Source organism: Nostoc sp. LEGE 12454 (assembly GCF_056620565.1).
Genome location: NZ_JBWQXL010000030.1, coordinates 30305 through 53943, shown reverse-complemented (window position 1 = coordinate 53943; position 23639 = coordinate 30305). Strand labels below are relative to the sequence as shown.

Below are 23639 nucleotides of genomic sequence, written 5' to 3'. Positions count from 1 at the left end.
ACCAATGACAAATGACTAATGACAAATATATATGATTCCTATTAGTGATAACATTCCTTGTCGAAAAAAACCAATTATTAATTACTGGTTGATTGCCATTAACCTGGCTGTATTTTTATGGGAACTTCAACTAGAGTTTAGCGGTCAATTAGGTTATTTTGTCAATACTTGGGGTATGATTCCAGCGCAGATTAGTGGAGCAGTTACCAATGCTCTCTTTTTCAACTCTGCTGCTTGGATAGTTGTCATTTGGCGGGTATTTACCCTATTTTTTAGCATATTTCTGCACGGCAGTTTTAGTCAAATATTAGGAAATCTACTATTTTTGTGGGTTTTTGGGAAAACTGTAGAAAATCTTCTAGGACACAGACGCTATCTAGGATTTTATCTGGCTGCTGGTGTAGTGACAGGTGTAATACAAATTCTGCTTGAACCGAGTTTGACAGTTCCATTAATTGGGTCAAATGGTGCGATCGCAGCTATTTTAGGAGTATACGTTATGAAGTTTCCTAAAGCTAAAATTGACACTGTTTTGCCGCTAATAATCTTATATATTCCTATCCAACTACCAGCCTTTTTCTGTATATTTTGGTGGTTTGTACAACAATTATTTTATGGTATCGGCAGTTTAAATATTCCTCCTGTTGGCGTAAATCAATCGGGTGTTGTCTTCTTAGGGCAGGTTGTGGCACTATTAATTGGTGCAGCTTTCATCCGATTGAAGAAATAAATTTTAATTTAACTATCTGGCTATTATTTGTAGGGTGGGTACTATTAACTGATTGATGTCACAAAGCCCAATTTTGATATTTTTGGCAGTGCTTACCCTACAGTTATCGAAACTCATATATACCTTTTGGCTGAAATACATAAATTGTTTTTGCTTAATAAAGCATAATTAATCGAACTTTACGCTGGATTAATTTTTAATTTTTAATTTTTAATTCCACCTTGCGGTACTAGAAAATACCTCCTCTTCAAGCCGATATTGTTAAATATTAGCGGTGTACAATATGCAAAATGTTGAGAAAATTAACTTTAAACTTACTGATGAATTAGCAGTTTTGCGGCAGCGGTTAGCTGAGTTAGAGCAATCAGAGATATTTTATCAACAAAGGCAAGCAGCACTTGAAGAACAATTAACAGAACTAAAAAGAAAGCTGCCAGTAGAAGCAGAAAATCCTTCTATTGAAATTAAGGAAACATCTGTATATGCCAATCTGCCTACAGAGGTAGCAGTAATTTTAGAGCAACTCCAACAAGAAATTGCGGCGCGACAGCAGCTAGAAGTATTTCTCAAGGAGAGTGAAGAACGGCTGAGGTTAACTCTAGAAGTATCCCAGATGGGCTTGTGGGATTGGAATATTGTTACCAATAAAGTCATTTGGTCTGAAAATTATGAACTGCTTTTTGGTCTACTCCCAAGTAGTTTTGACAGCCCTTATGAGACGTTTAAAAAATGCGTTCATCCTGAAGATAGCCAATCGGTAATGCAAGCGATCGCCCACGCTTTAGCACAAAAGACTGACTACAATGATGAATTTCGCATAGTTCGCTCAGACCAAAGTACACATTGGATTTCTGCTAACGGAAAATTTATCTATAACGCTCAAGGGCAAGCGGTGCGAATGATCGGCGTTTGTATGGAAACTACTGTGTGTAAGCAGGCAAAAGAAAGTACTCGCGAACTCACAACACAAGTTCAAGAACAGGCAAATGTTTTAAATGCCATCCTCACCGCCTCAGTCGATCATATTTACATCTTTAATCGCCAAGGTTGTTATCAGTATGTCAGCCGTGATGGAGCAACTATACTAGATTTAAATCCCCAAGATATTATCGGCAAAAGTTTGCCAGAAATGGATTTACCCACCGACCTAATAACCCAGATAGAGAATCAACGACTTGCTGTGATGAAAACTGGGCAACCGATTAAAGATGAGTGTAAATATATTAATCGTGATAGCCTACATTATTATGAATATATTCTCACACCATTACGGAATGTTGACCAAACTATTGAAGGCGTAATTACTGTTTCTCGCGATATTACCGAACACAAACGGGCAGAAAAAATTTTACGTGAAAGTGAAGCACGGTTTCGGCGTTTGTTTGAATCTAACTTGATTGGGGTTGCTTTTTGGAATGTGCATGGCTTTGTGATTGATGCCAATGATGCCTTTCTCCAACTAGCTGGCTACACTCGTGATGAGTTTGCTACTTTAGGCAGAATTAATTGGAAAGAACTTACTCCTGTTGAGTATCAGGATTTAGACGATCGCGCCCTTTTGGAGGTGCAAACCACTGGAGTTTCCAAAATTTATGAGAAAGAGTACATCCAGCGCAACGGCAAGCGAGTAGCGATTGTTTTGGGGATAGCTTTGCTAAATGATTCCCAAGAACATGGTGTTGCTTTTGTACTCGACATCACCAAGCGCAAATTGGCTGAAAAAGAATGCCATCGCCTACTCGGCTGCGAAAGGACAGCACGACAACAAGCAGAAATCGCCAACAAAATTAAAGATGAATTTCTGGCGGTTCTCTCCCATGAACTGCGAACCCCACTCAACTCTATTCTGGGATGGTCGAAAATGCTGCGGACTCGCAAGTTTGATGAAAAAACTACTCATCACGCCTTAGAAACCATTGAACGCAACGCCAAGTTACAAACCCAGCTAATTGAAGATTTGTTGGATGTATCGCGCATTCTCCAAGGAAAATTAAACTTGAATATCTGTCCTGTCAGCTTGGTAATGGTAGTTGAAGCAGCGCTAGAAACAGTAAAACTAGCAGCACAAGCCAAATCAATTCAAATTCAGACCGTATTTGATGCCAGTTTGGGACAAGTGATGGGCGACCCAAATCGGCTGCAACAAATTGTGTGGAACTTGCTTTCTAATGCAGTAAAATTTACACCAACAGGAGGACGGGTAGAAGTTCGACTCATGGAAGTTGGTAATCAGGCTCAAATTCAGGTCAGCGATACAGGTAAGGGAATTAGCCTAGACTTTTTGCCTTATGTGTTCGATTACTTTCGTCAAGCTGATGGCACAAGTACACGCACATTTGGTGGACTAGGTTTAGGACTAGCGATCGTGCGTAAGGTTGTAGAAATGCATGGGGGAAATGTTCAAGCCGAAAGCCTTGGAGAAGGATTGGGTGCAAGCTTCACTGTCGAGTTACCGCTTTTGCTTAGAAGCGAACACGTTTGGGGTGATGAGAATCAGTCTTCATATTCGGAGCCGGAATCCTCGCTGCTTGCGGACACTCAAGTTTTGGTAGTGGACGATGAACCAGATATCCGCGATTTAGTTACCTTTATTTTGCAAGACTACGGTGTAGAAGTAACCGCCGTGTCATCAGCACAGGAAGCACTAGAAGCGCTATCTGAGTCGATACCAGATGTTTTAATTAGCGATATTGGAATGCCAAAAACAGACGGTTATATGCTGATGCGTGAAGTGCGATCGCGATCCCCTGAACAAGGAGGAAACGTACCAGCGATCGCTCTGACAGCTTATGCAGGGGAAATGAATCAGCAGCAAGCATTAGCCGCAGGATTTCAAATGCATATCTCCAAACCAGTAGATCCAGATGTATTGGTAAAGGCGATCGCTGATTTGATAAAGTAGTCATTAGTCATTGGTCATTGGTCATTAGTCATTGTTTTTTGGTACATACGGAGTGTTTGGTTGGAGAAAAACTTCTGTTGAGCAGATCGTGAAAGAAGCCTTAACTTTGCCCAGTGCAGCGAGAACATTGTTGGCAGAAAAGCTGGTTGAAAGTCTTGAATTTGATGTAGACGAAACACTTCAAATACTGTGGACAGATGAAGCCAAAAAGTGTAGAGATGAAGTTCGTAGCGGTGCAGTTTCACCCATTTCTGGAGAGAAAGCGTTAGCTAGAGTAAGACAACTTTTGGAGTAATGAAATACGTCTTTACATCCAGCAGCATTGAGTGAATACGGAGAATGGGTTGGGGGATGAGGGCAAATTTTGCGACAATACAGTTCAGAATGAGCAACAAAATCCAGATTGTAGAGACGCGATTTATCGCGTCTTGAGAGGTCAATCGCATTGTCAGCCAAAACAATGCCATTGTTAGTCGAAACAATCGCATTGTCAGTCGAAACAATCGCATTGTTAGTCGATGCAATCGCATTGTTAGTCGGAACAATCGCATTGTTAGCCAAAACAATGGCATTGTCAGCCGATGCAATCGCATTATCAGTCGAAACAATCGCATTGTCAGCCAAAACGCGATCGCTCATACTCAGGAACACTACTAAAGGTACTAGTTATCCCTTTGAAAATCGCTATAAGATGACAAAAAGGGTCTTCTAGGTTTGGATGAAAATGACTGAGCAACGTGATGCTGATTTACCATCAACTGATTCTCAGCAATTGAGCGAACCGGCCGACAAAACGATTACCAAGTCGGCCGATAATTCCTGGAAAAATCAGATTGCTGGTGCGTGGAACAAAGCAACAACACGTCTAACACAACACCTACCCGTAGAACAACTGGCACAGACAGTTGTGGAATGGTTTAGTGTGAGCGATACTCAGGTTGCAGAGATTTTAGAGAAAATCCGAGCCGAACTGCCAACCACAGAAGCCCTCTTAATTGGTAAACCCCAAGCCGGAAAAAGTTCTATTGTGCGGGGATTGACGGGAGTTTCTGGTGAAATTGTCGGTCAAGGATTTCGCCCACACACGCAACACACCCAGCGCTATGCCTATCCTTCCAATGACCTGCCGCTACTAATTTTTACTGATACAGTGGGACTGGGTGATGTCAAACAAGATACTCAAAAAATTATTCAGGAGTTAGTTGGCGATTTACAACAGGAAACTCGTTCCGCCAGAATCCTACTTTTGACGGTTAAAATTAATGATTTTGCAACTGATACCCTACGACAAATTGCTCAACAACTGCGCCAGAAGTATCCAGACATTCCCTGTCTGCTGGTAGTTACCTGCTTACACGAAGTTTATCCTGGCGATACCGTCGATCATCCCACCTATCCGCCAGATTATCAGGAAGTCAACCGCGCATTTGTCGCAATCCAACAAGCCTTTGCAGGAATAAGCGATCGCTCTGTACTGATTGACTTTACCTTAGAAGAAGATGGCTACACTCAAGTATTTTATGGCTTAGAAGCACTGCGAGATTCCTTAGCAGAACTACTCCCACAAGCAGAAGCCCAAGCGATTTATCAGCTATTAGATCGAGAAGAAGTTGGGAAGCAAATTGGCAACCTTTACCGAGATACTGCACGCCGTTATATTTTGCCATTTGCGATCATGTCTGCAACTCTTGCTGCCGTACCTCTACCATTTGCCACAATGCCCGTACTCACTGCTTTGCAAGGATCAATGGTGGGACTGTTAGGTAAATTATATGGGCAAACAGTTACTCCATCTCAGGCAGGAGGCGTTGTGAGTGCGATCGCAGGTGGTTTTTTTGCACAGGCAATTGCCCGAGAGTTAATTAAATTTATACCAGGTTTTGGGAGTGCGATCGCCGCTTCTTGGGCAGCCGCCTATACTTGGGCACTAGGCGAAGCAGCCTGCGTTTACTTTGGCGATCTAATGGGAGGTAAGAAACCCGATCCCCAAAAAATTCAATTGGTGATGCAAGAAGCATTTAAAGCAGCGCAAGAACGGTTTAAGGGAATTAAACGCTATTAGACATCTGGTGAAATTAAATATAAATACAGCAGTTCTCTTATCTCTTACCCCCCTTAATCCCCCCGATATATTGGGGGGAAACAACCTCCCCTTTATAAGGCTACGGTGTATACACAAGTCGCTTCATCTGCACGTTTGTTGTATCGCCCCGCACGTTTGTTGCATCGCCCTGCACGTTTGTTGTATCGCCCCGCACGTTTGTTACATCGCCCTGCACGTTTGTTGCATCGCCCCGCACGTTTGTTGCATCGCCCCGCACGTTTGTTGCATCGCCCTACAAAAATTAACCCACCCAACGTTACGCAGCAACTTTAAAAGATTTGTGTATACACGGTAGCCTTTATAAGGGGAGAGTTAGGGTGGGGTAAAACCTTGGTTAATCAGCTATTTCAGACTTGTGTGTACACCGTAGCCAATACATACGGGCAGGGTTAGGGTGGGGTGATGCGTTGAGTGATTGTAAGCAAGTGGACTTAATATGAATCCATTCCTAGACATAACTATAAATAAAAAAAACTAGTCGAAATACTTATTTAAAAGTATTTTTTTTATCCGACTAGAGGCTGATGAAGATAAAACATTTGACTAGTTTCCTAGATAAGGAGAGGCTACACAAATATCGGATAAAAGTTTGGCGACTCTTTGATTTTGTGTAAGCAGTCTCTGCAATTAACGAGGAATTCAAATGTTTTATCACACTAAGAAACTCCAGTATTTTAAGCCGCCAGAAAAACCAGATGCGGTTTATGCAATGAAAATTCAAGAACTCATCGGCGGCACTTTTGGTGAAATGACCGTGATGATGCAGTATCTGTTTCAGGGCTGGAACTGTCGAGGCCCTGCCAAGTACCGGGATATGCTGCTAGATGTTGGGACTGAAGAAATCGGTCATATTGAGATGTTGGCAACGATGATTGCCCATCTTCTAGATAAAGCGCCGCTCAAAATGCAAGAAGAAAGCGTCAAAGATGCGGTTGTGGGTGCTGTGATGGGCGGTAGTAACCCACGGGATGTAATTATGGCGGCAGCGATGAACCCCCAACACGCCATTGTCTCTGGTTTGGGTGCAACACCATCTGATAGCGTCGGCTATCCTTGGAATGGTCGTTTTATTGTCTCCAGTGGCAACCTGTTGGCAGATTTCCGGTCTAATCTCCACGCAGAAAGTCAGGGACGTTTGCAAGCAGTGCGACTGTATGAGATGACGGACGATCCAGGAGTGAAAGATACCTTGAGCTTTATGATCGCTCGTGATACGATGCACCAAAACCTGTGGCTAGCAACCATTGAAGATTTAGAAAGTTCTGGAATGGAAACCACTCCGGTTCCCAGTTCCTTCCCGTTGGATTTGGAGAAACGCGAGTTCTCTTATCAGTTCTGGAATCACTCAGAAGGAACCGAAAGCGCCGAAGGTCGTTGGGCAAAAGGCCCCTCAATGGATGGCAAAGGCGAATTCGAGTATGTGAAAAATCCCCAACCACTAGGCCCAGAACCGGAACCACCTCAGCCCGATCCCCGACTGCATGGTACGCCAAAAGTTGGACAAACAGAAGGCAAAGGCGACGGTTCGAGTGCATCTTCTTTGATTGACCGCAGGACTATCGGTTAGCTAATCATATTTCCAGCACTTATACCATTCCACGAAACATCTGATACAGATACATAGCTTTGGTAGCACAGCTAGCTAGCTGTGTTACCTGCATCCAAAGGAGAGTGCTATATTGCAATACGGTTCAGTCTTTCAAGATGCGATAAATCGCGTCTCTACATCATCAGGGTTTTGTTGCTCATTCTCAACTGTATTGCGCTATATCGTCTCTCCTACACTTTCTCCTTTGCTGCTGGCACAATGCCAAACTTATTTAAACCTGCATCGATTTCCCTAAGTGTTTTAAAATCTTCCTCCGGTAAAGGATAGCTGCTACTACTGAACAAACCCCCGCTGAAAGTAGGCTGCTTTTCCAAAAAAGAGAAAGCTTGGCGAAACTGATGCGGTTTAGCTTTAATCGGCGAATCAAAGTGGCAGGGAATTATCCACTCAAAGTCCCAACTTGCAACTTTATCAGCCCAGTCAATGGTTTCCTTCGGTGCGCGGTTGAGAATTAGTGTTTGTAAAATTGGTGCGATAAATAAACGCCCATCACCTCGTAGGGCATTAAACGATCGCTGCCAATCTGACTGCCATTTAAAGGGATACAATCCAAAATAAGCTTTTCTTGAGCGTTCTGGTGCTTTCAAGGCATCTTGCAATACCTGACCCCATCGGCGTATATCCAATGCCTTTGGTTGAAAGTACAAAGCAAACAGACAGATGCGCTGCCAACCCTTACGGCGATTTACCTGACTATCTGCAACAATATCAGAAGCATAATCCTTGGCATGAAATAATAAGGGATATGAATCTAATAGAACGATCGCAGGTGGATCTTCTGGAATCGAAAGTACAGAATCCGTTACTAAAAGAGTATGCGATCGCTTGTGGAAAAAAGCAACTTCCGCAAACCTACCAGGGCCAAGACCGATGGGGCCCAGCATTGCATAATCAAACTCGTCAGCAAAGGGTGTTTTGCTACTATCTTCTGGAAGTACTTGAGTTCGTTTTGGGGGTAAGCCAAGCCAGCTAAGGGGAAGATTTAGCGGGAAACTCCACTGATGGGGAGCCACAAACACCTGTGCAGTCGGAAAGTATCTGGCGAAGGGGCCAACGAAAACTTTGTGTTCTATACCAGAGATAGTTGGCAGAATGATGTACTTAATGCTGCCATATTTCGCCACCAACTCATTCACAAGTCTCATACATTCGGGCGTTGGTGCAACAGGCGCATAGACGAGAAGGCCCCCGGTTTCCAACTTCACAACAGTCATGCGAATCGGGACAACAACGTAGAAAATGCCTTGAATCTGGTCAAAATTCCAGATTGTGTCCTTAAGCACTTCTTGACGAATTGTCTGCCGTCTACCGTAGGGGTAGAGTGGCACAACAGGCCATAATCCCCAGGAAAAATCCTTTGGATAAATCTGTTGTGTATTGACTATGCGTTCATCAGCCACTCTGCAACCCCTCCAAATTCCCAATACTCAAATTGTTTTTAGCAAATTGTTGAGATAATAATACCAATTTGTAATTCGCAATACTGGCCAAAGGTAAGAAGTAACCTACGTAATTAGTAATTCGTAATTAAGAGGGGTTATATTTAATCTGGATTTCCAGCTTTGCATCTGTAGGTTTTTTTGCAAATGGTATTACCAAAAGGAGATGTTACGGCACTGGGATTCTTTTTATGCGTCCTCATAAAGGATTGGTATCAGTCCTAAAAACAATTAATCGGAGAACATCGTGAAAATAGCGATTATTGCTAAAACATTAATTACATCTATAGGTTTGTTAACTTTGTTTGCTCCAAGTCAAGCATCGGCTCAACTGATACCGCAACCTTGGGTTTCAGTCGGTGGAAAAGATGGCGATGTAACTTATGCTGTCGGAGCTAGGGCTTTGAATTTCGGGGTTGAAGTGGGAACTGGCGCTGATGGTGCTACGGGAGTAGATGTTTTAAAATTTATCAATTTGCCAGTAATTTCACCTTATGTAGGAATTGGACTTTATTCGGAGGATAAAGGCGTTGCAGTTTCAGGTGGCGTTCAGGTAAGTGCTACTAATAACGTTTTTGTTGGTGCTGGTTACAATACTATTCGTGGCTTTAACGGGCAACTGGGAATAAGATTTTAACTTAATATCATGTCCGGTTAAAGACTTATCATTAAGACCGCAGAGGCGCAGAGGAGCAGAGGTGCAGAGGGGAGGAGTTTTTGGGCTTTCTGCATAGATTTAGGAATTATAACTAATTAGTCGGACATGATATTAAACCTGAAGAACCCCACCCCCGCCAAAGCTATGCTTTGTCTCCCCTCCCCGCTCTTCGGGCTACGGTGTACACACAAGTTTCTTGTGACCTGCAATGGCATTGTATAGACTGACAATGGTATTGCATTGACTGACAATGGCATCGCATCGACTAACAATGGCATCGCATCGACTGACAATGGTATTGCATCGACTAACAATGGCATCGCATCGACTGACAATGGTATTGCATCGACTAACAATGGCATCGCATCGACTAACAATGGCATTGCATCGACTAACAATGGTATTTCTCTCGTTCTCATGCTTTGTATAAGAATGAGTTAAGCCTCATCAAGCTAGGTTTTTAGGTACTTGTATGTACACCGTAGGCTCTTCAGCAGGGGCTGGGGGTAGGGTGTATTGACCTTTTTTTTAATTTTTAATTGGAGCGAAGCGACTTGACTGTGGTTAGCATAACTAATTATGCAGGGGGAGTAATTGAAGTTGAGATTAGTTCTCTAACATGCTCTGCGGAATCTTGTTGTAATGCTGATGCCGCGATCGCTTCACTTTCAACTATACAAAACCTAGCGATCGCCTGCTTCACTCCAGGTATACTTTGAGGATTTACGCTCAACTCATCCAGCCCTAAACCCAATAAAATTGGTGTTGCTAAAGTATCTGCTGCCAATTCTCCACATAATCCTACCGAAATCCCCGCCCTATGCGCAGCTTGGACAGTTTCCTGCACCATTCGCAACACGGCTGGATGTAGTGCATCAACCAAATTTGCCACGCGGGGATTAGTGCGATCGCTAGCCATGACATACTGACTCAGATCGTTAGTCCCGATACTAAAGAAGTCTACTTCAGCAGCTAACCGATCGGCGATCGCTACTGCTGAGGGAACCTCTACCATAATTCCTACTTTCATCGCTGGATCAAATGCAATACCAGCTTGATTTAGTTCAGCCTGCGCTTCGCCCAAAATTACCTTAGCTGCGCGTACTTCAGTTACAGTAGCAATCATCGGCAACATGATTTTAATTTGGTGTCGGACACTAGCTCTCAAAATTGCCCGTAACTGAGTTTTGAAGAGTTCTGGACGATCTAAACAGAAACGAATTCCCCGCCAACCTAAAAAAGGGTTAGCTTCTGGGAAGCCTACTTTAATATAGGGAAGTGGCTTATCACCACCGACATCGAGAGTACGAATAATTAGCGGACGATTATCTAAAACTTGAGCGATCGCCTGATACACTAATAATTGTTCTTCTTCAGTCGGGGCGCTAGTTCGGTCTAAATACAGAAATTCAGTGCGGAGTAGTCCCACACCTTCTGCACCGCTAGCCACAGCAACTTGCACATCATTTATACTACCAATATTGGCGAAGACGCTAATTTGCCGACCATCACGAGTAATCGCTGGCTGATGTGCCGTAGCTCGTGCTTCCTGTTGGGCAGTTTGCCAAGCTTCTTGCTTTGCTGCGAGTAAATCCAAGATGTCTGATTCTGGTTCTACCCAAGCTCTGCCACTTTCACCATCAAGTGCCATCATTGTGCCATCTGCCAAGTGCAACACCTGGGCATCCACTCCCAAAACTGCCGGAATACCCAATGTCCGGGCGATAATGGCACTGTGGGAAGTTGCACTACCAGAAGTTGTACAAATACCCAACACCTTTGTCGGATCTAGTCCAGCCGTATCTGAGGGGGTTAAATCAGTCGCCACCAAAATCGCTGGTGACTCCAGATGCAAGTTAGCCGCAGCATTCCCAGCGAGTAATCGCAGCACTCTTCGCCCGACATCTACAACATCGTCAACTCGCTCTTGCAGATAAGAATCCTCAAGTGCGCGGTAGGAAGTCGCTACTTCATCGACTACAGCTTGCCAAGCGGCTTCAGCATTTATATGGTTATCTAAAATGCGCTGATGAGCCGCTGACAACAGTACTGGATCTTCTAAAAATAGTAATTGGGCATCAAAGATGGCGGCTTCAGCATCACCAATTTGCAGAGATGCTTGTGAGAAAACGGCTTGAATTTCTTGTCGGGCAGTATTAATCGCTGCTTGTAATCGCTGCCACTCTGCATCAGGATCGTCTACGTGGTATTCCGTAATTTGGATGTGAGTGGGTTGATAACGAACAACAGGTGCGATCGCTACTCCTGGAGAAGCTGCAATCCCCGAAAGTTCGCCGTGAGTTGTTGGTGTAACTTCATGGTGAAATGCTGGTGGAGAATTCAAGGCAACATTATCTTCACCAAAGTTATTGGCGAATAATGCCTGTAATGCCGCTAGCGCCTCATCTGCATCAGAACCAGTGGCAGCGATCAGCAGTTCGTGTCCTTGACGCACCCCCAAAGTTGTGACTTGGTTAATACTGTCACCCCTAACTAGCTCAGTATTTCTCGTTAAATTCCGTACCAGAATTTGGGATTGAAACCGGGTTGCCGTTGCTACAAACTGGGCGGCGGGGCGGGCGTGTAATCCTAAGCGATTGCTCACAATCAGCCGGATTTCTCGCGTTGGCGATTCTATATTGGTTGTTGTTGGGGTGACAACTGACAACGCCCTACTAACTACACCCAATTGAGTTGCTTTTGCTAAGAGTGCGCCGCGTGCTTCCGCCATCACTTGGTGAATATCTCTACCAGCTGCCGCCGCGACTACAGCAGCGATCGCGCCTTCTACTAGAGGTGCTTCACACAAATACACTTTCTCCTGCTGTGCTTCTGGCAAAAACTCGATTGCCATTTCCGCACTCAGCAAAGCACTACCCAAATCCATTAACACCAAGACACCATCATCAGAAAAAACAGAAGCGATCGCCTCATAAACCTGAATCGGATCTGTACCCAATGGATTTTCCGGATCTTCAATACCTGCTGCAACAGCAATGGAAACTTGGCCTTGAACCATTTGCGCGGCGAGTTCCCGCACACCCAAAGCTAGTTGTTTACTGTGAGAAACGATAACAATTGCGATCGCGGCCACACCGTCAACCTTGTTGAGAGGTTTGCGTTTAGCTAGTTATCCATTTCATTTTCCCATTCCGCACCGCTAAAATCAGAGGAGGCAGAGGGCAGGAGGCAGGAGGCAGGAGGAAAGAATTATGAATCAAAAATTCAGTCCTGGATCTAGAGCCGCAGTTTAAAAAGAAGAATTGTATTTAACGGAAAATCCCGATACATACAAAGCATCCTTGCTTCAATCCCACGCATTGCGTCTGGGTTTTTCCTACCTCCTGCCTCCTGCCTCCTTCAATACAATTGCAACTGCCCGAAAATATTCCGGTCTTTCCAGCTAGAGATACGAATAAAATAGCCTTCTGTTACGGAAATACGTGGTGTCCACTCATAAACTCCATCGCTAGCAGTACGGGAAGAAATGTTTTGGATAAGTTTGTTCCCATCGTACAACTTAATCGAGACATCGCCGTCAAAATTATCCCGCCACAATATTAAAAAAGGCTGATCTTTCTTTGGAAGTACTTTACCATCTGGTTGAGCGATCGAGATTTTTGGCGCAATCTGATTTGTGCTTTTCTTACGGAATCCCAGATAATGAGGTAGGTGTCGGAAAGTAGGATTTTCTTGCAGATTAGACAGTTGGGGAACAATAATGTTTCCCTTTTGGGAATTGAACAAATAAGTCGATCTGCCGCCGTCAACGGTAATGATATCGCTTTTGACTCCTAATTTACGTAATAAATCGGCTGCCTCATCCAGAGTTGCTTGGTTCACCGTCATAATCAATAACAACTCGTCACCTTTAACACCATCCTTGTTTAGAGTACCGATGACTTGATATTTATTCGCTTGGTTTTGGGCTAATACTCTCGCCGGATGATCGCTATATCGGTAAGTGACAATCGCATTCTTCACTGCTTTTTGGTTAAGAGGCGCACCGCTAGCTTGGTTGTAATCGGTAATATATGCCTGTTTATCATCCCAGACTAAAGTCTTGAGGCGAATATTACGATAATATTTATCTTTTGGTTCCTTGATTGGGCCATAAGGACTACTGCCACCAGTGATGACTACACCATTGAGTTTAATTGGAAAGGATAATTGAGTACTAGATTGATATTGCTCAAAAAAAGAACAATTAATCATCGAAAAAACGTTGCTTGCGTAAAGTTTTTTATATTCATCCGTAACTTCAGAAAACAACTTATTTTGGAAAAAAGGGCTGTAATGTCCACCTTCTCCTTTATAATACTTACCTTCATTTAGACCCATATTATCTATCTCTCCGGTAATTTGGTCTATATGCATTTTGCGGATATTAATAACTTGTAAATATGCTTCGTTACCATTCGTTAATTGTTTTTTATATAAAGCTGCACCGTCTACAGTTTGGAGAGGCTGATAAGAAGATAGAGGGTTGAAAGTTTGGGCAATCCACAGGCTACTCAGAATCGGCAGAAGAAAAAGCAGTAAATTGATTAGAACATTCATCGTCTTGCGATCGCAATTCCACAAAAAGTTGTTGTTACTACTTTAAGGTTAATCAGTTACGATGTCTGCGGTTTTTGCTAGCCTACCCATGACGGTATTCACTATATGCGATTAAAATTAAAAACGCAGACATAATCCAATTTAGCCAATAACACCTGCAAACCATCCAGACTCATATCGAAAGTTGAGAAACAAAACCCAACATCTACTCTTTGTTAACAGTAATTGCATTGAGCACTATCGTTTGCAAGGTGCTTTTGTAAGCACCTCGCAACCCGTCTCGCTTAACGATTAGAGAATCTAATTACAATTAAACAAGCACAAAATTCTTTTCAGTTAGTGACAGGCCAGCAGATAGTTGTGTAAATTTTACCTGAGTAAACCCAGATGCACTGCCGTCCTGGTCAAAGAACAATGCACCTGTATCAAAATCGTAGATAAATCGTTGATTGGTTGTCGTTGCAGATGTTCCAATGGTAAACTGACTTGTCTCAAGTGAACCTTTTGATAACCCGCCACTAAAACCAGGAGCATATACCTGAATTAATTCATTAGTGGCGTTGAAGTCATAAATAGTGTCAACACCCCCATTGTAATTATAGAAACCAAAGGTATCAGTCCCATCACCTCCAATTAGGCTGTCATTACCGTCTGCACCAAAAAGGATATCATTACCATTGCTGCCAACAATATTGTCATCATAGCTCGTACCTGAGATATTTAATTGTTCGATATTGTTGTAATTAACTCGATACAAGCCCACCGTAATTGAGCCATTATTAGTAGTGGCATTGAACGTCGAAGTAATTCCCCCAGCACTATAGTTGTAAATGGTGAACAACGAATCGTCACCATTACCCCCATCTACCGTTTGAGTCACTAAATCAGACAGGTCAGTATCTACGGAATTAGTGATTAGATTGAAGGAATCATTGCCATCGCCCCCAGACAGAAGGTTATCGCCTGTTGAATTGCTAAAGCTCAAGCGATCGTCACCAGCGCCTCCTTCTAAAGTATTATTACCAGACGGGCGAGAGTCGGAGTAGTCGGAGGAGGCATAATAGGAGTAGTCGCCAGAAATGTCAAGCGAATCATTGCCATCACCTCCAGAGAGCAAGTTATCACCTGTTGAACCACCAGCACTCAAGGTGTCGTCACCTACACCTCCATTAAGAGTGTTATTGCCTAATGAGCGAGAGTCGGAGTACTGGCCAGAATTGTTGCTGTAGTTGCCAAATATGTCAAGAGAATCATTGCCATCACCCCCAAAGAGCAGGTTATTACCTTTTGAACCACCAGCACGCAATGCATCGTTACCGACACCTCCGTTGAGAGTATTATTGCCTAATGAGCGAGAGTCGGAGGCGTAGCCATAATTGTTGCTGTAGCTGCCAGAAATATCAAGGGAATCATTACCATCGCCCCCAGAGAGTAGGTTATCACCTTTTGAACCGCTAGCACTCAAAGTATCGTTACCTGTACCTCCATTGAGAGTGTTATTGCCTAATGAGCGAGAGTCGAAATTGCCGAATCTGTTATTAACTGTGTCGCTGAATATGCTGCCAGAGATATCAAGAGAATCATTACCATCGCCCCCAAAGAGCAGGTTATCGCCTGTTGAACTGATAGCACTCAAGCTATCGTCACCAATACCTCCTTCTAAGGTGTTATTTCCCGCACCACCTCTGAGCAGGTCATTACCACTCAAGCCGTCGATGATGTCGTCACCCCCCTGACCATTGATGACATCATTAGAGTTGTCAAAACCCGTAATGTTGTTATCCAGGTCATTCAGGAAAGTAACAGTGTTCCTGTTGAACACAGTAGTTTGAGTGGAATCAGCATCAAACACATCAAAACTGTCGCTGATGCTGGTTTGTCCATTAAACAGGATATTGCCAATAGCTGGTCGTGAAGAAGTTGCTGGCAGATTATCCAGGTTTTCTAACTTGAAGTTTTGCAAAAGAACTTTGCTGTCATTACCGAAACCTTCAAAGGTAATTTCTAAGTTGTTACCATTTTGAGTTAATTGCAGATTTGGAGCAGTGAAGAAGATACGACCTGTAAATTGCAAGGTGTCTAAGGAGTCAACCACGGTTGCTGAGGGATTTGAACCTTTACCTACGCCACCGAAATCGGTGATAATATCAGTATTAGTGCCGTCATCGTAGCTGTTGCTCAAGTCATAAACAAATTTATCATTGCCCGTGCCACCAGTTAGGGTGTCCTCACCACTCCCACCTGCCAAGATATCATTACCTGCACCGCCAATAATCGTATCTTTGCCATTGCTCCCGGAGAGCGTATCGTTCCCACTGTTCCCCAGAATGTTATCGTCGTAAGCTGTGCCTAAGATATTTAATCGTTCGATGTTCTTGTAGTTAACCCGATTTGTGGCCACCGTAATTGAGCCAGTGTTAGTAGCGGCATTGAATGTCGTTGCGATCCCCTTGGTAATATTGACATTGGAGATGTAATCAACAGACAATACATCGTCACCCTCACCCCCATCTATCGTATCTTTGCCACTATTGCCTGTTGAGAGTGTATCGTTGCCACTATTGCCAACAATCTTGTCGTCGTAAACTGTACCTGAGATATTTAATCGTTCGATATTCTTGTAGTTAACCTGATTTGTGCCTGCCGTAATTACTCCCTTGTTTGTAGTGGCATTGAATGTTGTTGCGATCCCCCCTGTAGGATTGCTGTAGGTGTAATCAACGGACAACAGATCGTCACCTGCTCCCCCATCGATTGTATCTTTGCCACCATACCCCCCAGAGAGGGTATCATTCCCATTGCTCCCCACAATGTTGTCATCGTAGATAGTACCTGAGATATTTAATCCTTCTATATCCTTGTAGCTAACCCGATAAGTACCCGCTGTAACTTCTCCAATGTTAGTAGTAGCATTGAATGTCGTTGTAATCCCTTCTGTAGCTAACGTATAATCGACAGATAACAAATCGTCACCTATACCTCCATCTACCGTTTGAGTTGTTAAATCAGAGGAAGCAGTCTCTGGGGATGTCGTCTTTAAATAGAAAGAATCATTGCCATCGCCCCCAGAGAAGAAGTTATTGCTTGTTGAATACTCAGCACGCAATGTATCGTCACCACCACCACCATTGAGGGTGTTATTGCCTGAGGAGGTTAAAAAATTGTCGAAGGGAGTGACATAGCCAGAAATGTCAAGAAAATCATTGCCATCTCCCCCAGAGAGTAAGTTATTCCCTGTCGAAATCTCAGCACGTAATGTATCGTCACCAGTACCACCATCAAGGGTATTATTGCCTGATGAACTAAAATTAGGCTCCGACCTATAAGTATAAATGCCGGAGGTGGAGAGATAATCATTGCCATCGTCTCCAGAGAGCAAGTTATTGCCTGATGGAGAATCAGCATTCAAGGTATCGTCACCAGCGCCACCATTGAGGGTGTTATTACTTGAGGAGGGGTAATAAATGTATCCGCTGACGCTACTATAAACGTTAGAGGTAGAGAGATAATCATTGCCATCGCCCCCAGAGAGTAAGTTATTGCCAGATGTTGCCCCAGCATTCAAAACATCGTCACCAACGCCACCGTTGAGGGTGTTATCACCTGTTGAAAATTCGACATTCAAGATATCATTGCCCGCACCACCAACGAGAGTATCATTGCCTGTGAGGGAGTCATTCCCCACACCACCAACGAGAGTATCATTCCCCACACCACCAACGAGGAAGTCATTACCCGCACCACCTCTGAGTATGTCGTTGCCACTTAAGCCGTCAATGAGGTCATCCCCGCCCTGACCATTGATGACATCATTTGAGTTATCAAAGCCGCTAACATTATTGTTGAGGTCGTTAAGAAAAGTGACTGTATTCAAGTTGAAGATAGTGCTTTGAGTGGAGTTAGCATTGAAGACATCAAAGCTATCTATAGTGCTAGTTTCTCCATCAAATAAGATATTGCCCAAGTCTACAGTAGCACCTGTAGATTTGCTGAGGTTATCCAGGTTTTCCAAAGCAAAGTTTTGCAGGATAACTGGGGGATCAAAAAACCTCGTTATATAAGCATCCCCTGCAAAGCTGATTTCCAAATTGTTGCCTTTTTGGGTCAACAACAAATTTTGGGCTATGGCACCAGTGCCCTGGAATTCTAGGGTATCCACTTCGGCAATGACTGCTGCTGTCGGGTTTGTCCCTTTACCTACACCACCAAAATCGGTGACGATCGCAGTATTGTTATTGTTGTAGTTGTAGTTGTAGTAGTAGTAGACGAATTTATCATTGCCGCTTCCCCCACTTAAAGTGTCTTTACCACCGTTAGGATATATGGTATCGTTGCCTGCAAGACCCTTAATGGTATCCGCTTCATTATAAGTACCCTCTAGGATATTATCACCGTTAGTTCCAATGATATTTGCCATAATTTTTACCTTTCTAAATCATTTTTTTCAGTAATTTCAGTTGTCAATTTGCAGATTGTGGTATTTAAGGGCGCAAAAATCCACCGAAATCTACATACTTTATACGTCACCCTTGAAAAACAGTAAATTTATCAAAAATTTCCCCAATTTCAAGGTTTTTACGTATACTTTTTTATCTCAAACTATTTAAGTCTTAAACACTGTACAAATTAATTAGCGTGTGAATTTGCGAGAACTGGTCATTTCAGGTTTTTTATCATCCTTTTTGAGTAACAATTACTCTTTTAAGTACCAAAAAATTCAGCTTCAATGCCTAAAATTCATCCTTAATATTTATTCTTTTGCCAGCGCCTAAGTCTTACTAGAAGATAAAAATAATCAACAATTGACTTTTAATCGGGAAAAAGATTTTGATGCCTTCCTTGTAGCCTGTTATCCGTGGGTGTCTAGGTTGAAAATAGAGAACATCTCAAGAGCCTCAAAAGAACTACACAGTCAATATCATACTTAGATGTTTATACTTAAATACTCATCTTTGCATACTCTTCACATTACTGGCTGAAAAATGTATACACAAGTATTGAGCTTTGTATATTCTTCATCTTCTTCTCGTGTCTAGGCAATAATAAAGTAGAACCTAGTAGGCAAATCTTTTAAAGAGTGATAAAAAATACATATTTTTTTAAAGGCTGCGATCGCCTGCGATTTTGCTAGCCTATGCCTTGGTTAACTTCTACTACGATCGAGAGCGATCGCCTGCCAATATATATCCGTGCAAGAATCGCTATAGGTTATAAAAATTATCAACGCAGACATAAATCAACTTCACCAAGAATACTGCAAACTAATCGAATGTGAAATGCCCTTTTGGGCATTTCACAACCTGTACTTAGAATGATAGCAAAGCGGTAATCACGATTAAACGACCACAAAGTTGTTTTCGGTTATTGTCACACTACCCAAAAGTTGTGCAAATTTTACCTGACTAAATTCATCTGCACTGCCATCGGCATCAAAGTACAATGCACCCGTAATATTGTCATAGATAAATCGTTGATTAATTGTCGTTGCAGATGTTCCGATTGTAAATTGATTAGCGAAAAGTGAACCTATTGAGAACCTTGGAGATGTTTCGAGTATAAACGGACTACCGTATCTTAATGATAACGATGACTGCGATACCTCGTTCTCAAAACCAGCAGCCGATATCTGAATTAAGTCATCGGTGGCGTTGAAGTCATAAATAGTATCAACACTTCCATAGTAACTATTGAAAACAAAGGTATCAGTACCAGTTCCTCCATAAAGACTATCATTACCCTGGCCACCTGTGAGGATATCATTGCCATCATCCCCAGAGAGTAGGTTATTGCCTGAATAGACAGCAGCACTCAAGCTATCATTACCTGCACCCCCATCTATTGTATCATTGCCTCTATTGCCAGAGAGCGTATCGTTGCCATTGCTCCCTACAATGTTGTCATCGTACTCTGTACCTGAGATATATAATCGTTCGATATTCTTGTAGCTAACGCTATTCGTGCCCGCCGTCATTAAGCCAATGTTAGTACTGGCATTGAATGTGGTTGTGATTCCCGGTGTACCATAAAAATAGACGGACAATAAATCGTCACCCTTACCCCCATCTATTGTATCATTGCCACTCCTACCATAATTTCCATCATCATTGTTGCCGGAGAGAGTATCGTTGCCATCGTTCCCCACAATAAAATCATCGTACTCTGTACCTGCGATATACAATCGTTCGATATTCTTGTAGCTAACGCTATTCGTGCCCGCCGTAATTGAGCCAATGTTAGTAGTGGCATTGAATGTCGTTGTAATTCCTGCGCTAGCAAACCTATAATTGCCAGACAATACATCGTCACCCTTGCCCCCATCTATCGTATCATTGCCACTACCGCCTGTAGAAAGCGTATCGTTGCCATCGTTCCCCACAATAAAATCATCGTACTGTGTACCTGAAATATTTAATCGTTCGATATTCTTGTAGCTAACGCTATTCGTGCCCGCCGTAATTAAGCCAACGTTAGTACTGGCATTGAATGTTGTTGTAATCGCCCCTGTAGCATTATAGTAGTAATCGACGGACAACAACAAATCGTCACCTGCTCCCCCATCTATCGTATCTTTGCCACCATCGCCTGTAGAGAGCGTATCGTTGCCATCGTTCCCCACAATAAAATCATCGAACTTTGTAGCTGAGATATTTAATCGTTCGATATTCTTGTAGCTAACGCTATACTTGCCTGCCGTAATCGATCTAATGTTAGTAGTGGCATTGAATGTTGTTGTGATTCCTCTAGTAGGATCGCCAAAATTGACTGACAAAACATCGTCACCCTTACCCCCATCTACCGTTTGTGTCACTAAATCAGAGGGGATATAATAATCTACGGATGGGAATCTTAGATAGAAAGAATCATCACCATCGCCCCCGAAGAGCAGATTATCGCCTGTCGAACCGCTAGCATCTAAGGTATCATCACCAGCGCCACCGTTAAGGGTGTTATTGCCAGATGAGACAGAGTTAGTGGAGGTGTCGCCACTTCCACTCTGGTTGCCAGAGATGTTAAGAAAATCATTGCCATCGCCCCCAGAGAGCAGATTATCGCCTCTTGAACCGCTAGCACCCAAGGTATCGTTACCAGCGCCACCGTTGAGGGTGTTATTGCCAGATGAGACAGAGTTAGTGGAGGTGTAGTAGTACACGCCGCCATTTCCAGACTCATAGCCAGAGATGTCAAGATAATCATTACCATCGCCTCCAGAGAGCAGGTTATCGCCCTTTGAACCCCTAGCACTCAAGGTATCGTTACCAGCACCACCGTTGAGGGTATTATTACCTAACAAGAGAAGGTCGTATGCGTATAAGGGGCCGGAGTTGTACTGGTAGCCAGAGGCAAAGAGAAAATCATTGCCATCGCTCCCAAAGAGCAAATTATCGCCTAGTGAATAGTCAACATTCAAGGTATCATTACCAGCACCACCATTGAGAGTATTATTGCCCGCACCACCCCTCAAAAGATCGTTGCCACTTTTGCCATCAATGATGTCATCACCCCCTTGACCATTAATCACATCATCTGAGTTGTCAAAGCCGTTAACATTATTGTCGAGGTCATTTAGAAAAGTGGCTGTATTCAAGTTGAAGATAGTGCTTTGGGTGGAGTCGGCATTGAAGACATCAAAGCTATCTGTGATGGTAGTTTGCCCATAAAAAAGAATATTGCCCACGTCTACAGTGGCTCCTGTAGATAAGCTTAGGTTATCCAGGTTTTCCAGAGCTAAGTTTTCCAGGATGAGTTTGCGACTACCAAACACCCCAGAAAAGGTGATTTCCAGATTGTTGCCATTCTGAGTCAACAGCAGATTTTTGGCAGTCAAGCCTACACCTTGAAATGTTAGGGTGTCTACTTCCGCAATGACTCCTGCTGTCGGGTTTGTCCCTTTACCTACGGCACCGAAATCAGCAATCTTACTATTGTTGTAAAGGAAAGAGTTGTAAACAAATTTATCTTTACCACCGCCACCTGTGAAGATATTTTTGCCATTGCCATCTATGAGGATATCACCGCCATTACCACCGTTGAGGGTATTATTACCAAAAGCGCCAGAAACAGAAAGAGAATCATTGCCATCGCCCCCAAATAGCAGGTTATCAGCTGGTGAATTGCTAGCATCCAAGGTATCTTCACCAGTACCACCGTTAAGGGTGTTTTTGTCAGCCGAGTCTTGTTGCGGGAAGGAGTATTGCTGATCGGGAGAGGAGCTAGAGACGGAGAGAAAATCATTGCCATCGCCCCCATTCAGTAGCTTATCGCCTGATGAATCGCTACCACTTAAGGTATCGTCACCAGCACTACCAATGAGAGTATCATTTCCTGCTACACCACCCCTCAAAATGTCATTGCCACCTTTACCGTCAATAATGTCATCACCTCCTTGACCATTAATCACATCATCTGAGTTGTCAAAGCCGTTGACATTGTTGTCGAGGTCGTTAAGGAAGGTGACTGTGTTCTTGTTAAAGATAGTGCTTTGGGTAGAGTCGGCATTGAAGACATCAAAGCTGTCTGTGATACTAGTTTGCCCATCAAACACGATATTGCCAACCTGGGCTAAATTGTCTAGGTTTTCCAAGGCAAAGTTCTGCAAGACTACTTTGACACCACCTTTCCCTTCAAAGGTGATTTCTAAATTTTTACCATTTTGAGTTAATTGCAAATTTCTGGCAGTGAATTGCTCATCTCCTGTAAATTGCATGGTATCTGCTTCAGCAATTACCGATGCTGATGGGTTTGAGTTTTTACCAATGCCACCGAAATCAGTGATGGTAATGGTACCAGAAGCGCCCTTGCCGCCAGCGTAAACAAATTTATCCTTGCCGCCGCCACCAGTTGTCAAGTCATTAACATAACTAATTACCTTATCATAATAAAAGGTGTCATTCCCATTGCCACCGTTAAGGGTGTTATTACCATAGAAGATATAGGAGTTAGAGGTTGAGACAATATCGTTAGAGGTCAAGAAAGTATCATTGCCATCGCCTCCAAAGAGCAAGTTATTGCCTGATGAATGTTCAGCATTCAAAGTATCATCACCAGTGCCACCGTTGAGGGTAGTATTGCCTGATGAATAGTCAACATTCAAGTAATCGTTACCAGGATCGCCGTTAAGGATGTCGTAGCTTCTCTTACCATATAGTTTATCGTCACCTGCTAAACCATTAATCAGGTCATCACTCGTTGTCCCATAGAGAGTATCATTACCGTTAGTGCCATTGATATTTGCCATAACTTTCTACCTATCTAAATCGATTTTTTCAGTAACTTTCAGTTCTAAACCTACGGTTTGTACATTTTTAGGGTACAAAGAATTTAGCGAAGTTTGACATTTTTGGCATACTTTCATTTCTTCCCTCTTGAAGAAAAGTAATCTTTCTCTAAGCTCGACTTTATCCAAAATTAAGAACTCGCTTTCTTTATCCAGCAAAAACCCTAGCTTTTTGGCAAATACTTTTTCCACGTCACAAATTATAGATGAAGTTAAAAAAGTAAAACCACTGTCCTACAAAGGTTTCAGCTTAAGCGATCGCGTTGCGAAAAAAATGGATAAAGTCGAGCTAAAATCGCCTGTGGTTTTTACTAGCCTACGCGTGTCAATGTATTGTATTTAAGCAAGAATTGTTAGAAGTTG

Annotated in this window: 15 protein-coding genes; 9 read left to right on the top strand and 6 right to left on the bottom strand. The window is 43.0% G+C overall.

Annotated elements, in window-relative coordinates:
• Positions 1-31: 31 nt before the first annotated feature.
• The 7 genes from AC1F2U_RS24670 to AC1F2U_RS24640 all read left to right on the top strand — a co-directional run bounded on the left by AC1F2U_RS24670 (position 32) and on the right by AC1F2U_RS24640 (position 7303).
• Positions 32-730: a rhomboid family intramembrane serine protease gene (locus AC1F2U_RS24670; protein ID WP_480263479.1), complete on the top strand. Its 699-nt coding sequence runs from the start codon at positions 32-34 to the stop codon at positions 728-730.
• A 283-nt stretch (positions 731-1013) separates the two neighbouring features.
• Positions 1014-3632: a hybrid sensor histidine kinase/response regulator gene (locus tag AC1F2U_RS24665; RefSeq protein WP_480263491.1), complete on the top strand. Its 2619-nt coding sequence runs from the start codon at positions 1014-1016 to the stop codon at positions 3630-3632.
• A 31-nt stretch (positions 3633-3663) separates the two neighbouring features.
• The gene (locus AC1F2U_RS24660; protein WP_480263478.1) at positions 3664-3927 is read left to right on the top strand and encodes an addiction module protein; all 264 of its coding nucleotides are present in this window, start codon (positions 3664-3666) and stop codon (positions 3925-3927) included.
• A gap of 149 nt (positions 3928-4076) precedes the next feature.
• Entirely contained in the window at positions 4077-4289 is a 213-nt protein-coding gene (locus AC1F2U_RS24655) for a hypothetical protein (protein ID WP_480263490.1), read from the top strand.
• Positions 4290-4356: 67 nt separating this feature from the next.
• Positions 4357-5694 (top strand): GTPase family protein, encoded by a 1338-nt coding sequence (locus AC1F2U_RS24650; protein WP_480263477.1) that lies wholly within the window; start codon positions 4357-4359, stop codon positions 5692-5694.
• A gap of 105 nt (positions 5695-5799) precedes the next feature.
• A complete protein-coding gene (locus AC1F2U_RS24645; protein WP_480263476.1) occupies positions 5800-6009 on the top strand; it encodes a hypothetical protein in 210 nt (69 codons plus the stop codon).
• A 370-nt stretch (positions 6010-6379) separates the two neighbouring features.
• Positions 6380-7303: a manganese catalase family protein gene (locus AC1F2U_RS24640; RefSeq protein ID WP_480263475.1), complete on the top strand. Its 924-nt coding sequence runs from the start codon at positions 6380-6382 to the stop codon at positions 7301-7303.
• 212 nt (positions 7304-7515) lie between these two features.
• Here the strand turns inward: AC1F2U_RS24640 and AC1F2U_RS24635 are convergent, their stop codons facing one another.
• Positions 7516-8745 (bottom strand): DUF4336 domain-containing protein, encoded by a 1230-nt coding sequence (locus AC1F2U_RS24635; RefSeq protein ID WP_480263474.1) that lies wholly within the window; start codon positions 8743-8745, stop codon positions 7516-7518.
• Positions 8746-9031: 286 nt separating this feature from the next.
• On the opposite strand from AC1F2U_RS24635, the gene AC1F2U_RS24630 reads away from it, so the two are divergent.
• Together AC1F2U_RS24630 and AC1F2U_RS24625 are read left to right on the top strand one after the other, a co-directional pair.
• Positions 9032-9421, top strand: a complete 390-nt coding sequence (locus tag AC1F2U_RS24630) for a hypothetical protein (protein ID WP_480263473.1) — start codon at positions 9032-9034, stop codon at positions 9419-9421.
• Between the two features lie 261 nt (positions 9422-9682).
• Positions 9683-9883: a hypothetical protein gene (locus tag AC1F2U_RS24625; protein WP_480263472.1), complete on the top strand. Its 201-nt coding sequence runs from the start codon at positions 9683-9685 to the stop codon at positions 9881-9883.
• Between the two features lie 136 nt (positions 9884-10019).
• Here AC1F2U_RS24625 and ptsP read toward each other — a convergent pair whose 3' ends face one another.
• From ptsP to AC1F2U_RS24600, 5 genes are all read right to left on the bottom strand, one after another.
• Positions 10020-12536 carry a phosphoenolpyruvate--protein phosphotransferase gene (gene ptsP / locus AC1F2U_RS24620; protein ID WP_480263471.1) on the bottom strand — a complete coding sequence of 839 codons (2517 nt, stop codon included), beginning with the start codon at positions 12534-12536 and terminating at the stop codon, positions 10020-10022.
• A 266-nt stretch (positions 12537-12802) separates the two neighbouring features.
• Complete coding sequence (locus tag AC1F2U_RS24615; protein ID WP_480263470.1) at positions 12803-14002, bottom strand: hypothetical protein; 1200 nt, start codon at positions 14000-14002, stop codon at positions 12803-12805.
• A 310-nt stretch (positions 14003-14312) separates the two neighbouring features.
• A complete protein-coding gene (locus tag AC1F2U_RS24610; protein WP_480263469.1) occupies positions 14313-18419 on the bottom strand; it encodes a beta strand repeat-containing protein in 4107 nt (1368 codons plus the stop codon).
• Between the two features lie 918 nt (positions 18420-19337).
• A complete protein-coding gene (locus AC1F2U_RS24605; protein WP_480263468.1) occupies positions 19338-23237 on the bottom strand; it encodes a beta strand repeat-containing protein in 3900 nt (1299 codons plus the stop codon).
• A 6-nt stretch (positions 23238-23243) separates the two neighbouring features.
• Complete coding sequence (locus tag AC1F2U_RS24600; protein ID WP_480263467.1) at positions 23244-23468, bottom strand: hypothetical protein; 225 nt, start codon at positions 23466-23468, stop codon at positions 23244-23246.
• Positions 23469-23639: the final 171 nt, after the last annotated feature.